12 protein-coding genes and 2 tRNA genes are annotated in these 14,313 nt (G+C 60.4%); 10 read left to right on the plus strand and 4 right to left on the minus strand.

What is annotated here, in order from left to right:
* Positions 1–42 precede the first annotated feature (42 nt).
* Positions 43–113, minus strand: a tRNA-Gln gene (locus ADB08_RS07710).
* A gap of 99 nt (positions 114–212) precedes the next feature.
* Here ADB08_RS07710 and ADB08_RS07715 point away from each other — a divergent pair.
* The 9 genes from ADB08_RS07715 (at position 213) to ADB08_RS07755 (ending at position 10,319) form a co-directional block, all read left to right on the plus strand.
* Entirely contained in the window at positions 213–905 is a 693-nt protein-coding gene (locus ADB08_RS07715; RefSeq protein WP_141744756.1) for a TetR/AcrR family transcriptional regulator, read from the plus strand.
* Between the two features lie 44 nt (positions 906–949).
* Positions 950–4,576 (plus strand): transcription-repair coupling factor, encoded by a 3,627-nt coding sequence (gene mfd, locus ADB08_RS07720; protein ID WP_049172242.1) that lies wholly within the window; start codon positions 950–952, stop codon positions 4,574–4,576.
* Positions 4,577–4,583: 7 nt separating this feature from the next.
* Complete coding sequence (locus ADB08_RS07725; RefSeq protein ID WP_049172244.1) at positions 4,584–5,624, plus strand: MazG nucleotide pyrophosphohydrolase domain-containing protein; 1,041 nt, start codon at positions 4,584–4,586, stop codon at positions 5,622–5,624.
* 71 nt (positions 5,625–5,695) lie between these two features.
* A complete protein-coding gene (locus ADB08_RS07730; RefSeq protein ID WP_049172246.1) occupies positions 5,696–6,556 on the plus strand; it encodes a lytic transglycosylase domain-containing protein in 861 nt (286 codons plus the stop codon).
* Between the two features lie 85 nt (positions 6,557–6,641).
* Positions 6,642–7,916 carry a phosphopyruvate hydratase gene (gene eno / locus ADB08_RS07735; protein WP_048733955.1) on the plus strand — a complete coding sequence of 425 codons (1,275 nt, stop codon included), beginning with the start codon at positions 6,642–6,644 and terminating at the stop codon, positions 7,914–7,916.
* Between the two features lie 112 nt (positions 7,917–8,028).
* Positions 8,029–8,565, plus strand: a complete 537-nt coding sequence (locus ADB08_RS07740; RefSeq protein WP_048733957.1) for an FtsB family cell division protein — start codon at positions 8,029–8,031, stop codon at positions 8,563–8,565.
* A gap of 138 nt (positions 8,566–8,703) precedes the next feature.
* Complete coding sequence (locus tag ADB08_RS07745) at positions 8,704–9,240, plus strand: DUF501 domain-containing protein (RefSeq protein WP_049172249.1); 537 nt, start codon at positions 8,704–8,706, stop codon at positions 9,238–9,240.
* Positions 9,241–10,230, plus strand: a complete 990-nt coding sequence (locus ADB08_RS07750) for a Ppx/GppA phosphatase family protein (protein WP_049172251.1) — start codon at positions 9,241–9,243, stop codon at positions 10,228–10,230.
* A gap of 12 nt (positions 10,231–10,242) precedes the next feature.
* Positions 10,243–10,319, plus strand: a tRNA-Leu gene (locus ADB08_RS07755).
* 62 nt (positions 10,320–10,381) lie between these two features.
* Here ADB08_RS07755 and ADB08_RS07760 read toward each other — a convergent pair.
* Positions 10,382–11,965, minus strand: coding sequence for a succinic semialdehyde dehydrogenase (locus ADB08_RS07760; RefSeq protein WP_049172253.1), 1,584 nt, complete (start codon positions 11,963–11,965; stop codon positions 10,382–10,384).
* Between the two features lie 71 nt (positions 11,966–12,036).
* Positions 12,037–12,369 carry a hypothetical protein gene (locus tag ADB08_RS07765; protein WP_048733964.1) on the minus strand — a complete coding sequence of 111 codons (333 nt, stop codon included), beginning with the start codon at positions 12,367–12,369 and terminating at the stop codon, positions 12,037–12,039.
* 235 nt (positions 12,370–12,604) lie between these two features.
* Here ADB08_RS07765 and ADB08_RS07770 point away from each other — a divergent pair, with 235 nt between their 5' ends.
* Positions 12,605–13,432, plus strand: coding sequence for a Bax inhibitor-1/YccA family protein (locus ADB08_RS07770; RefSeq protein ID WP_048733966.1), 828 nt, complete (start codon positions 12,605–12,607; stop codon positions 13,430–13,432).
* Positions 13,433–13,680: 248 nt separating this feature from the next.
* Here ADB08_RS07770 and greA read toward each other — a convergent pair whose 3' ends face one another.
* Positions 13,681–14,193: a transcription elongation factor GreA gene (gene greA / locus ADB08_RS07780; protein WP_048733968.1), complete on the minus strand. Its 513-nt coding sequence runs from the start codon at positions 14,191–14,193 to the stop codon at positions 13,681–13,683.
* Positions 14,194–14,313: the final 120 nt, after the last annotated feature.

Genomic DNA, 14,313 nt, shown 5'->3' on the forward strand with positions numbered 1-14,313 from the left:
GCGAAAAGTCACTTCTTAATTAAGGGGCCGGCCCCCCGCTTGCTCTCCCACCAGGACTCGAACCTAGAATGCCGGTACCAAAAACCGGAGTGTTGCCATTACACCATGGGAGAATGGGGCAAACGCGAAAAATTGCATGGCTGATTCGACTCAGCCAACTCGCTTGCGCCTGCGATATACGATAGCAAGACTTTAGCCACTAATCTAAAAGCATGGCCTCCAATTCTCCGAGACGACGTATGACCGGTCCACAGCGCAAAGCTCAGCTGACAGAAGTCAGCCGTGGAATCTTTGCCGCCAAGGGGCTTGATGCCGCCTCAATGGAGGAGATCGCTGCCGCAGCCGGGGTCTCAAAGCCGGTTGTCTACGAGCATTTCGGCACCAAAGAGCGGCTCTACCAGGCAGTCGTCGACCAGGAGATGAAGACCCTGGAGGCCACGATTAGGGAAGCGTTGTCCCTGGGACGCTCGCGTTACCGCATCGAACAGGCGGTGTTGGCACTGCTGACTTATGTGGAGGAAAACCCGGAGGGATTCTCGATTATTTCTCGCGACCCCGGCGTGGCGGGTGGCTATGAGACGCTGCTGAATAATGCCACTGAGTCGGTTACGCCTATCCTCGCCGAGGCTTTCAAACGCGCCGGCTTCGACCCGGCCATGTCGGTGCTCTACGGAAACTGCATGGTCGGTATGGTTTCGCAGACCGCTCGCTGGTGGATGGAGAAGCGCAGTCCGGATAAGGAGACAGTGGCGGCGCACATCGTAAACCTGTGCTGGAACGGGCTGGCCGGCATGGAGGGTTCTCCGACTCTGCATGGTTCCGCTGATGTGCCAGCGGCCGCTGAGGGCGCGAAGTTCGGGGCAGGTGCTGCAGCAGACCCGATGCAGGTGGCGGAGAACGGCTAACCAGCACGCAGGGTGGATCCGGGGTGCATGGTTATATTGGGGCTATGCCAACTTCTGCGTCCTCCTCGGCGAAAGCCACACCCAGCATTCTGCCGAACCCGCTGTCGGGGCTGGAAAGCCTCGTTGTCACGGATCCTCAATTTGTCGGCGTGCTCGGGCGCATCGGCGAAGACGAGCTGGCGCTCACGGGTGCGGACGCGGTGCGTTCGCACCTTATTTACGCCATGTCTACGAAGGTGCCGGTGCTGGTCGTCACGGCTACCGGCCGCGAGGCGGAGGACCTGACCGCCGAGGTCAAGTCGATGATCGGCGACCGTGTAGCTATGTTCCCCTCGTGGGAGACGCTCCCGCATGAGAAGCTTTCGCCGGCCGTGGATACTGTGGCGCAGCGTCGTAAGGCGCTTTACGACGTTCGCCGGGGCAAAGTCGACGTTCTGATTGCGGCGGTGCGCTCGTTGGTGCAGCCGATTGTGGACGACCTCGAGGCTGAAACCAGTGCCCCCATTCACGTTCAGCTGGACCAGGACTGCGAGAACCTAGTTGAGCGGTTGGTGCATCACGGCTATTCGCATGTGGACATGGTCGGCAGGCGTGGCCAATTTGCCGTGCGTGGCGGCATCGTCGATGTTTTCCCTGCGACCGAAGAGCTGCCGGTACGTATCGAGCTCTGGGGTGACGAGGTCACCGACCTGCGCGCCTTTTCCGTCGCTGACCAGCGCACGATCTCTGAGGTAGAGGTCGACCAGCTGGATATCTTCCCGTGTCGTGCACTGCTTATCGACGACGACGTGAAGGCCGCCGCGGAGAAACTCGCCACCACGCGCTCTGGCCAGGTCCAAGAAATGCTCACCCGCATCGGCGATGGCCAGTGGGTGGAGGGCATGGAATCGCTGATCCCACTGATTAGTCAGCATCCGATGAAGATGCTCACCGAGGTCATGCCGGAGAAAACGCATGTGCTCATGTGCGGGCCGGAGCGCATTCGCTCCCGCGCACAGGACCTTATCAGTGCAGGCGAGGAGTTTATGGCCGCAGCGTGGGAAACTGCTGCGATGGGTGGCTCGGCGCCAATCGCCACGGATGGGCTGGAGCCCAGCGCGTACCGCAGCTTGGCCTCTATCCCGATGCCCACTTCGTGGCATATTTCCCCGCCCGGCATGCTGGAGGCGGGAGTCACCGAAGATGATGTGCTGCCACTGACCTTCGAGCCTGGGCCCGCGCCACGCGGAGACTTAAAGGAAATTGGTCACCTGATGAAGCAGCTGCGCGATGCCACGGTCGCGGGGGAGCGAGTGGCGTACGTGGCGGCGACGCCCGCGGGGGCGCGTCGGCAAGCGGAAAAGTTTAGGGAAGCCGGAATTGCGACGCGCATGGCGGCAGGTCCGGAGTATCCCGAGTCCGGAAGAATTACCGTCTACCAGGGTGTTTTGCACGGTGGTCTGGTATTCCCGCGTATTCCCGGTGGCGCGCTGACTCTGATTACCGAGCAGGACATCACAGGTAACCGCATCGCGGAAGGTGCGCTTGGTGGGCGCCGCAAGCCGGCGAAGCGCCGTGGTCGCGTGGATCCGCTGGCGCTGAAGGCCGGTGACTATGTCGTGCACGACACGCATGGCATTGGTCGGTTTGTGAAGCTCACTGAGCGCACCATCGGCACGGGCGAGGATCAGGCACGCCGCGAGTACGTGGTGCTCGAGTACGCACCGAGCAAGCGCGGAGGTCCCTCGGACCAGCTCTACGTGCCGATGGAGAGCCTGGATTTGCTGTCGCGCTATGTCGGCGGCGAAAAGCCCACCCTGTCGAAGATGGGCGGGTCGGACTGGAAGTCCACCAAGCGCAAGGCCCGTGGCGCTGTCCGCGAGATTGCGGAAGAGCTGGTCAAGCTCTACGCCGAGCGCCAAGCCGCGCCGGGCCACGCGTTCGCGCCGGATACGCCATGGCAGCAGGAGATGGAGGATAACTTCCCCTTCACCGAGACCGAAGATCAACTGCAGGCCATCGACGAAATTAAGTCCGACATGGAAAAGCCGGTGCCGATGGATCGCGTGCTCATCGGCGATGTCGGCTACGGCAAGACCGAGGTGGCACTGCGTGCTGCCTTCAAGGCTGTTCAAGATGGCCGTCAGGTGGCAGTGTTGGTGCCGACCACACTTCTGGCGCAGCAGCACTTGACCACTTTCACCCAACGTATGGAGGGCTTCCCGGTCACCATCCGTGGACTGTCCCGCTTCACCTCGCCGAAGGACTCCAAGGAGGTCCTCGAAGGGTTGAAGAACGGGACGGTCGACATTGTTATCGGCACGCATCGTCTCCTGCAGACCGGCGTGCAGTGGAAAGAACTCGGCCTGGTCATCGTTGACGAGGAGCAGCGTTTCGGCGTCGAACACAAGGAACACATCAAGGCGCTACGGCACCACGTCGACGTACTCACCATGTCCGCAACGCCAATTCCGCGCACGCTCGAAATGTCGATTGCTGGCATCCGCGAGATGAGCCAGATTCTCACCCCGCCGCAGGATCGTCACCCGGTGCTGACATACGTCGGCGCGCAGTCCGACAAGCAGGTCGCCGCAGCTATCAGGCGAGAGCTGCTTCGCGACGGCCAGGTGTTCTACCTGCATAATAAGGTGGAAACCATTGACAAAGTCGCCCAGACTATCCGCAATTTGGTGCCCGAGGCCCGCGTGGTAGTGGCCCACGGTCAGATGGGGGAGGAGCAGCTGGAGCGCACGGTCGATGGCTTCTGGCAGCGCGAGTACGACGTGCTGGTGTGTACCACCATCGTGGAGACCGGCCTGGATATTGCCAACGCCAATACGTTGATTGTGGAAAACGCCCACCATATGGGTCTTTCCCAGCTGCACCAGCTGCGTGGTCGTGTGGGCCGTTCCCGCGAGCGCGCCTATGCCTACTTCCTCTACCCGGAAAATCAGACGCTGACGGAGACTTCCTACGACCGTCTGTCCACGATCGCGCAGAACAATGACTTGGGTGCCGGCATGGCTGTGGCCATGAAGGACCTGGAAATGCGTGGCGCCGGAAATATCCTCGGTGCGGAGCAGTCCGGTCACATTGCCGGCGTCGGCTTCGACATGTACGTCCGACTGGTTGGCGAGGCCGTGGCCGCACTGAAGGCAGTGGCCGATGGTGAAACTCCGGATGCTTCCGATAACGAACCGAAGGAAGTTCGGATCGATTTGCCGGTCGATGCGAATATTCCGGCCGAATATGTGTCGTCGGAACGCCTACGTCTAGAGGCGTACCGCAAATTTGCTGCTGCCAGTGCGCTGGACGATATCGACGTAGTGCTCGAAGAGCTCGTTGACCGTTACGGAACCCCACCCATTGAGGTGGAGAGATTGGCGGTTATTTCACGACTTCGAATTATTTGCCGGGAATTCGGCGTGCATGAAGTTCAAGCCATGGGTGCGCACATTAGAATAACCCCTATGGAGCTTGCTGACTCCAAGCAGGTGCGTCTCAAGCGCCTGTATCCACAGGCGACCTATCGTGCGGCAACGCGCACGGTTTCCGTCGGAATGCCGAAGGAAGGGCGAGGGTTGCGGGCAAAACCTGTCCGCGACATTGCATTGGTGCAGTGGGTAGCAGACTTCTTGACATCGATGGCGGGAATTCCACGTATGGATATCTCGCACATGGGAAAGGACTAGAAACCGTATGACTATCATCAAGCTCGATAGCCGCTTTCCAACAGCGATTCCGCTGGAAGCCGCTAGCCTGCTGACCGGTGAAGTCAGCTACACCGAAGAAGTCCCGATCCGTGTGCGCTGGGCAATCGCCGACGCCGGTGGGCACTCGGTGTCCCAAGCGGAGATTCTGGTCACCACCGATATGGAAAACGACGAGGTACTCGATCGCCTCGATGCGGGCGAGAAGGTCTACTCGGTCGAGCTGGATGATGCGCCGGACCCAGCAGCTCCGGCAGCTCAGGTTGCGGCGGCTCCCCAGCAGGACTCGGTGAAAGAACCTGAGCCAGAACCGGTTGCAGAGCCAGGGGCAGAGCCTGTTGCAGAACCGCTGACTCCGCAGGAACAGCTTGCCGCAGCTCGTCTGCCCCACGTCGTCGAGGCCGTGGACATCATGGCGGCAGCACGGCGCACGGGGCAGTGGGAAGCTCGCCAGACGCACAAGAGCCTGCTGCCGTATCTCATTGAAGAGGCCTACGAGTTTGTCGACGCAGTCAACGAGGGCGGTGACATTCGTAGCGAGCTGTCGGATCTGCTGCTGCAGATCCTCTTCCACGCTGAAATCGCGGAGGACTTCGACTTCGACGATGTGGCGACCGACTTTATTTTGAAGATGCGCGCTCGTCAGCCGTACCTCTTCGACGGCACTGTGGCCGAGGGAGAGATGGTGTCGGAGGAAGAACAGGAGCGACTGTGGGCTTACGGCCGCGGACGTCCGCGCTCGAACCCGGCCACACAGCTGCCAGCTCTGACTTTGGCTGAGGAAGCCATCCGCCGCGCACGTGCACTGGGACTGTCCGATGCAGACATTCCAGTGGAGATTCTGGTCCCGACCCCGGGGCTGGAGACTGAGTCCGGTGCGGAAGAACGGACCCGACAGGCTTCACGCACATTCCTGACTGAGCTGGCCCAGATGGAGAATCAGCAGGCCGGCAGTGCTGAGCAGTGGGCAGCGGGCAGCGAAGATAACGAAGAGGCTGAGGACTTCGGCCCGTCGGAAAGCGACAGCTAGTTTCCAGCAAAAGTGATTTCTGTCCTCGAGTTTGAGTGATTTTTACGGTCTACCCCGTAGAGTAATTCCCCATGCCTTCTAATTCTCCCTTTGATGAATACGCGCACCCCGCACCCCGCGGGGCGAAGCCGCGTGGCCGCAGTAAGGGGAAAAAGAAGTCCTCGAGAGGCTGTGGCTGCCTCGGTCTAACCTCCCTGGCGGTGCTGATCATCATTGGCACGGTTGGGGCGTTGGCTATGTTCACTGGACCCGTAATCCCGTCGTTGACCAAGAAGCCGATTCCGGATAATGTGCCGCCTGCTGCGGCTGAGCCACCGCCGATGATTGATGTCAACGCGCCCGGGCGCACCTCGGAACAGCTCCGACAGTGGGCGCAGCAGATTTCCCCGAAGACGGGTATTTCTGAGGACGCTCTCCGCGCCTACGGCAACGCATATGTGATTGCGGCAGAACAGTTCCCGAACTGCCACCTGGAGTGGAACACGCTTGCAGGACTGGGCAAAGTGGAGACTAATCACGGCACGTACTCGGGCAATTGGCTCAAGCCGGCTCATATCGGCGCCGATGGGGTAGTCAGTCCGACGATTATCGGTCCGCCGCTGGACGGCACGAGTGGGTTTGCTGAGGTTCTCGATACTGACAACGGCGAACTCGACGGTGACACAGAGTATGACCGCGCTGTGGGGCCGATGCAGTTTATTCCCGAGACCTGGCATCGTTTTGCGATGGATGCGTCTGGTGATGGTGTCGCCGACCCCAACAACATCGACGACGCAACTGCGACCACCGCACGGATGCTCTGCAGTGGGGAACGCGACCTCGCCACCCCGGAAGGGTGGGCATCTGCAATTCGCTCATATAACCAGTCTGAGCAGTATCTTCGCGATGTTCGGGACGCTGCGGCGAACTATGCGCTGAATCAGCCCGCATAGGGTGAAAAGGATTTAAGGCGAAGGTTGGCAAACCGTGCCACAATTGGAGTCATGTGCCGGAACGGTTCCGGCGGAAAGGTGACCTATGGCTGCAATCATCGAGTTGAACGCACGCGAAATTCTGGACTCCCGTGGTAACCCGACCGTTGAGGTTGAGGTGCTGTTGGAAGACGGCGCTGTGGGCCGCGCTGCGGTTCCGTCCGGTGCCTCCACCGGCGTTCATGAGGCACACGAGCTCCGCGATGGCGGAGACCGTTACCTGGGCAAGGGTGTCGAGAAGGCTGTCCGCGCTGTGCTCGAGGAGATTGAGGACGCAATTATTGGCCTCGAGGCTGAGGACCAGCGTCTGGTTGACAAGACCATGATTGAGCTGGACGGCACCGACAACAAGTCCCGCCTGGGTGCTAACGCAATCCTGGGTGTTTCCATGGCTGTTGCCAAGGCTGCTGCTGAGTCCGCTGGCCTGGATCTGTTCCGCTACGTCGGCGGCCCGAACGGTCACGTTCTGCCGGTTCCGATGATGAACATCCTCAACGGTGGCGCACACGCTGACTCCGGCGTTGACGTCCAGGAGTTCATGATTGCTCCGATTGGCGCCCCGACCTTCAAGGAAGCACTGCGCGTCGGTGCTGAGGTCTACCACGCACTCAAGAAGGTCATTAAGGACAAGGGCCTGTCCACTGGCCTCGGTGATGAGGGCGGCTTCGCTCCGTCGGTTGACTCCACCAAGGCTGCACTGGACCTGATTGTTGAGGCAATTGAGGCCGCAGGCTACAAGTTGGGCGACGATGTCGCTCTGGCTCTCGACGTCGCTTCTTCCGAGTTCTTCAAGGACGGCAAGTACCACTTCGAGGGCGGCGAGCACACCGCTGAGGAGATGGCAGCTGTCTACGCTGACCTGGTTGAGAACTACGCCATCGTCTCCATCGAGGATCCGCTGCAGGAGGATGACTGGGAGGGCTACACCACCCTGACTGCTCAGCTTGGTGACAAGGTCCAGATCGTCGGCGACGACTTCTTCGTCACCAACCCGAAGCGTCTGGCAGAGGGCATTGAGAAGAAGGCCGCTAACGCTCTGCTGGTCAAGGTCAACCAGATTGGTACCCTGTCCGAGACCTTCGAGGCCGTCGCAATGGCTCACAACGCCGGCTACAAGTCCATGATGTCCCACCGCTCCGGTGAGACTGAGGACACCACCATCGCTGACCTGGCTGTCGGCCTGAACTGTGGCCAGATCAAGACCGGTGCTCCGGCTCGCTCCGAGCGCGTTGCTAAGTACAACCAGCTGCTGCGCATCGAGGAGTACCTGGGTGACGCTGCTGTCTACGCTGGTCGCAGCGCATTCCCGCGTTTCAAGTAAAGAGCTGAGGCGCTGCGAAAGCTGCGTCTAGCACTGCCCGTCCGCACCACGCACGTGGTTGTGGGCGGGTTTTTGTTATTTCATCGGCTGGCGGTCGGGTAGAGTGTGGGGCATGAGTGCATCGGACCGATCTCGCCGCGGAACACAGTCGCGCCCTGCAGGGGCGGGGCAGCGTTCGGCAGCGGCAATCGCATCGGGAATGCGCTCGCTGAGCACGGCACAGAAGATCGGTATTGGTCTGCTGGTGCTTTTCTTAGTATCTGTTCTCGCAATTCCGCTGCGGACTTTTGCACAACAGCAGGCGGATGTAGCCGCAACGCAGGACAATATTGCTCGCATGGAACAGCGAATTAAGCAGTTAGAGGATGAAAAGGAGCTGTACTCCAACCCCGCCTATGTTAAGGAGCAGGCACGTCTGCGCCTGGGGCTGGTAGAGCCGGGGGAGACCCCATTCCGTATCCTCGATCCGGCCGTGGGCGAACAGCCTGTGACGCAGCCGGAGGAAATTCCGCAGCACCAGGCCAAGAAGTGGTACGAGACGCTGTGGGATTCCATTTCCATCCCGCCCGAACCCGAAGAGACTCGCCCTAATCCGGGGCGCGATCAGGCAACGAGGCCAGAGAGCTTGCCGACGGTACCGGAGTCCTAAACCTCCGTAGGGCTACCTGGGGCCTCTCGGTGAGGTTGCATGCGCGGCGGAGTGTGCCGTCGTAAAGCGAAGCAACGCGCTTGTAAGGCGACTGTGAGATTATGTGTCAGTAAAACGGAAGCAAAAGGAGTGTGACCGATGTCTGTGGATACCGCAGATTTGGAAGTGATAGCGGAGCAGCTCGGACGTGAACCGCGCGGTGTAGTGGACATCTCTTACCGCAGCCCCGACGGCACTCCTGGTGTGGTCAAGACGAAGTCGCGCTTGGACGATGGCACTCCGTTTCCCACGCTCTTTTACCTAACTGATCCGCGACTCACCGCGGAGGCCTCCCGGTTGGAGACGACTGGCGTGATGAAGGAAATGACCGCGCGTCTGGAAAGCGACGAAGAGCTCGCCGCCGATTACCAGCGCGCGCACGAGGCGTTTCTGGCAGAGCGCAATGAGATGGAAGACCTGGGCACGGACTTCTCCGGTGGCGGCATGCCGACGCGCGTGAAGTGCCTCCACGTTCTTATTGCCTACGCGCTGGCCAAGGGGCCGAATCACTTCCGACTGGGTACTGAGTCGGTGGCGCTGGCGGCGGAGAACGAGAAGCTGCGCGGCACCGCGATTCCCGCAGATTGGCCCACGATTGCCGAGCTCGGTATTGCGTATCCGGGGGTGGAGGGATAAATGACGACCCTCGCTGCCGTCGACTGCGGCACTAATTCGCTTCGCCTGCTTATCAGCCGGGTCGAGGTTGTCGATGGAGTTCTCGAAATCACAGAACTGCACCGACTGATGGAAATCGTCCGCCTTGGCCAGGGCGTGGATGCCACTGGCATGCTGGCTCCAGAGGCGCTGGAGCGCGTGCGGGAGGCTCTGACGAAGTATGCGGAGCTTATGCAGGTCGAAAAAGTGCAAGCAGTCCGAATGGTGGCGACATCGGCGACACGCGACGCAAGCAACCGCGACGATTTCTTCGCCATGACCCGCGAGATTCTCGCTCCGTGGGGTGCAGAGGCCGAGGTTATTTCCGGCGACGAGGAAGCCGCGCTGTCCTTCCGCGGGGCGGTAGATGACTTGGAGCCCGAGCTCGGTCCGTATTGCGTCATTGACGTCGGCGGTGGCTCCACCGAGGTTATTGTCGGTGACCACGATGGTACGGTAGCCGGTTCTGATTCCGTGGCTATGGGCAGTGTGCGCTTGACCGAACGGTTCCTGCAGGCCTCGCCACCGACGGCGGAACAGGTCCAGGAGGCGCGTTCGTATGTTGCGGAGCTGGCCGACGAGATTGTTGCGAAGGTGCCTGTCGACAAGGCTCGCACCATCGTCGGCTGCGCCGGGACCTTCACCACGCTGTCGGCGCTGGCACAGGGGCTAGAAACCTACGACCCGGAGGCAATCCACCTGTCGCAGCTGCGCTTTGCGGCGTTGCGTGCGCTGACCGCGTCCGTGATTGAGACCGACGCGGAGTCCCTCGCTGCCAATCCCGTGATGCATCCGAAGCGCGCGGATGTCTTCGCCGGCGGTTCCATCATTGTGGACGGTCTGATGGACATGTTTGAGGCGCTGCCGCTTTCCGAGGCAGCGAAGGAAGAGCAGCGCTTTTTCTACATCAGCGAGAAGGATATCCTCGACGGAATTGTGGCGAGTTTGGTAGACACCCATATCGCCCATTAATCTTTCTTAGGGGCCCCTATAGCCCAATTGGCAGAGGCAGAGGACTTAAAATCCTTTCAGTGTGGGTTCGAGTCCCACTGGGGGCACCAAAAGGCCAGGTCAGAGAGTTTTCTGACCTGGCCTTTTGCTATTTGTGCGCGCTACATGCGGATTACGGCAGGACGTTGAACTTCTTGCCGAGGACAAGTGCCGTGTTGAACACCTTCGAGTACAGCTCACGCGGCATCTGCGGCATCGACACCGGGGAAAGACGCTGCACGGTCACTGTCTGCTCATCGGTGTACTTCAGCAGGCCGCCCGCTGCTTGACGACGGCCCACACCCGAATCCTTGAAACCACCCATCGGGGCATCGACAGACGCGAAGGCCGCAGCAAAACCATCGTTGACATTGACGGTACCGGCCTCAAGCTGTGGAGCCAGCTCCTTTGCGCGACGCGGGGAGGTCCACAGCGAAGCGTTGAGGCCATAACGGGAATCGTTGGACTTGGCGATAGCCTCATGGACGTCCGAGACACGCTGGAGGACTACCACCGGGCCGAATACCTCTTCGGTCAGCAGGGCGACGCCCTCCGGGACGTCGGTAAGCACGGTCGGCTCGTAGAACAGCGGTCCCAGATCCGGGCGAGGACGACCGCCGGCCAGCACGGTGGCGCCGGCCTCGATAGCCTCGTCGACCATGGACTTGACGGTGTCGAACTGGCCCTGAGACTGCAGGCAGCCCATCTCGGTTTCCCACTCGTAGCCAGCGCCGATGGACATTGCCTTCACGCGGTCGGTGAATGCCGGGACGAACTCGTCCCAGACTGAGTCCACGACATAGATTCGCTCAATGGACACGCACAGGTGACCGGAGTTGGTGAAGCAGCCAATGCGTGCGCCCTCGACCGCGCGGTTGATGTTGGCATCCTCAGCGACAATCAGCGGGTTCTTGCCGCCGAGCTCCGCGGAGAAACTGATCAGGCGTTCGCCGCACTGCTGTGCCAGCGAGCGGCCGGTCTCGGAGGAGCCGGTGAACATCAGGAAGTCACACTGGCCGACAATGCCCTGGCCGACAACGCGACCGGGTCCTGGAATGACCTGGAAGAGATCCTCCGGAAGGCCAGCGCGGTAGAGCAAATCGACAGCGAAGAGAGCGGTAAACGGAGTGGTGCTGTCCGGCTTGAGCACGATGGCGTTACCGGCCATCAGTGCAGCCAGCGCATCGGAAACCGCGAGGGTCAGCGGGTAGTTCCACGGAGCAATAACACCGACGACGCCCTTTGGGTGGTGGTAGACGGTGGTCTTGGAAAGTACCGGGACCGCGCCGTGCGCTCGCTTCGGCTCAAGCAGTTTCGGGCCCTGATTGCCGTAGTAGCGGGCGGTGATAGCGGTGTGTACGAGCTCCTCGTGGGCACTGGCGCGGTTTTTACCGGTCTCGGCCTGCAGCAGGTCCAGCACCTGGTCGCAGTGGGTAAAGAGCAGGTCGTGGAAGTGGTGCAGCACTTCGCCGCGCTTTTCCGGCGCCATGCGGGCCCACTTCTTCTGCGCGGCACGGGCACGCTTGAAGGCCTCGTCGACATCGGCCTGGGTACCGACAGGAATCTGCGCCAGCTCCTGGCCGGTAAATGGTGCCGAGATAGTGGCGGTCTTCGACTTATCAGCTACCGTGACGCGCTGAAGAAGGCGGGCAACGAGCTCGTCGTTAAGCGGATTGCGGATGGTAGTTCGGTTTGTCGTAGCAGTAGATGCTGTCATGGCACAGATACTACTGTTGCGCGGCGCCCCGAGATAGTAAATTTGGCAAAACTACAAAAACTTAGAAAACTTTAGTAAGTAGTCCAGCCCATCCGACGGTTGCGGTCCGGGTCGCGCGGGCCATCGTTGCCGAACTCGAACGGTTCGTGGCCGTCGACATCGCCGTAGCGCATCTCCGGGTCATCATCCAGATCGTCGTCGACGTCGATGTCCGGCTTTTCCTCGGCCAACCGCTTGCCGAGGGTGTCATGCGGAGAAGCGCCCCGCCAGCGGTCCGGCGGATCCATTACATAATTCTCGCCATCACCGGTGAGGAAGTCGCCATCGAGCCCTTCCGAGCCATCGAGCGTGGTCTCGTCGAAATCACCAGTGGTATCCGGATCGTAGTCAAGGCCATCAGACATCTTGACCAACCTCCTGTTTCATAATCACTCATGTGGTGCCCACGCCTGGCGACTGTGAGTGTTTCCGCGATTACAAAATCACCGCCAGCAGGCGAGGAATTACCTTGATACTAACTGTTTTTCAGGGTTGGGAACAATACCTTTACATCGCCCGTTGTAGAAAGTGTAGGCAAACGTACGCGCGTGTGCCTGAATACAAAACGTAAGAAAAACTGAGAAAAGAAAGAAGGACGACGTGCGCGAAAGCAGCAATCCTGCATTCAGTTCACTTACTAAGACCGTCGCCCGCGGACAGGCGGGCGCACATCACTACGGCCAAGGTCAGATGGGCGCTGGCTACGGGGATAACCCGTACCAGTCGCAGGTTGCCGCCGACTACCGTCCGATGACGGTCGACGATGTCGTTTCCAAGACCGGCATCACGCTGGCAACCATCATTGTTCTGGCTGCAGTCAACTTCTTCATTGCCGTCAGTGTCTCCACCAGCCTGGCCATGATTCTGACCATTGTCGGCGCCATCGGTGGTCTGATTACTGTTTTGGTGTCCACCTTCGGCAAGAAGTACGGCTCCGCGCCGGTTACCCTCACCTACGCGGCCTTCGAGGGGCTCTTCGTCGGTGGCATCAGCTTCATGTTCACCGCTCCAATTCAGGGCGTTGCCGCAGGTGCGCTGATTATGCAGGCAGTGCTGGCCACCCTGGGTGTCTTCATCGGTATGCTCTTCGTCTACAAGTCGGGCGCTATCCGCGTGACCCCGAAGTTCACCCGTTTTATGAGTGCGGCTCTGATTGGTGTCCTGGTCCTCATGCTGGGCAACCTGGTGCTCTCCCTGTTCGGCCTGGGCTTCCCGCTGCGTGACGGCGGCATGCTGTCGATCATCTTCTCGCTGGTCTGCATCGGCCTGGCAGCCTTCAGCTTCCTGATTGACTTCGATCAGGCTGACCGCCTGGTCCGCGCTGGCGCTCCGGCTCAGTACGCCTGGGGTGTCGCCCTCGGCCTGGCTGTGACCCTGGTCTGGCTCTACACCGAGATTCTGCGTCTGCTGTCCTACTTCAGGGACTAAACGCTAGAAAACTAACTAACGCACAAGCGCCGGTTAGCCCGTTATTACGGGTGGCCGGCGCTTTGTTGTTGGCAGTCGACATATTGACCGATCAGGCTGTTCAGTGTGACGTCGTAAAGCGCGTTATTGAAGCGGGAGAGGGCACAAAAAATGGACCGATAGGCCATATGGGCTTCTATCGGTCCAAGAATCGGGCACTGTGGCCCGAAGTTGCCGCCTGGGTTGAGGCGGTCTAACGCCGGGAGCGCTTAGGCGTCCATCTCCGGGTCGTACGGCTCAGCCTTGACCACAGTGACAGACACTTCGTCGCCGCTCGGGGAAGCGTAAGTGCGGGTCTCGCCCTCCTTAGCGCCGACCAGAGCCTTGCCCAGCGGGGAATCGGTGGAGTAGGTCTCCAGGTTCGGGTTGGAGGAGTCAGCGCCACGGGTACCGATGAGGAAGGTCTCGGTGTCGTCTTCGTCGCCGTCGTAGTAGACGTGGACCACGGTGCCGACCAGAGCCACACCGGACTCCTGCGGAATCTCGCCGACGGTGGCGCGCTGGAGCAGGTCTTCGAGGTAGCGGATGCGTGCCTCTTCCTGTCCCTGCTGCTCACGAGCGGCATCGTAGCCGGCGTTTTCCTTCAAGTCGCCCTCTTCGCGGCGCTCGTTAATCTCGGCGGCGATGACCGGGCGGTTTTCATATAGCGCCTCAAGCTCGGCCTTGAGCTTGTCGTAGGACTCCTGGGTGAGCCATGGGCTATTGTTCTTTGCCTCAGTCATGGTTCCTCCTGTGTTTTTGGCTATTTAATACAAAAGCGGCCCCGCGTGGGGCCGTCGGCTGCGTCACAGGATAGCACTGTCACGCCACATGGCAATAACAGGCGCATCGGAGTGTTGTTG

Source organism: Corynebacterium sp. 239_CJEI (genome assembly GCF_001055995.1).
Lineage (GTDB): Bacteria > Actinomycetota > Actinomycetes > Mycobacteriales > Mycobacteriaceae > Corynebacterium > Corynebacterium jeikeium_D.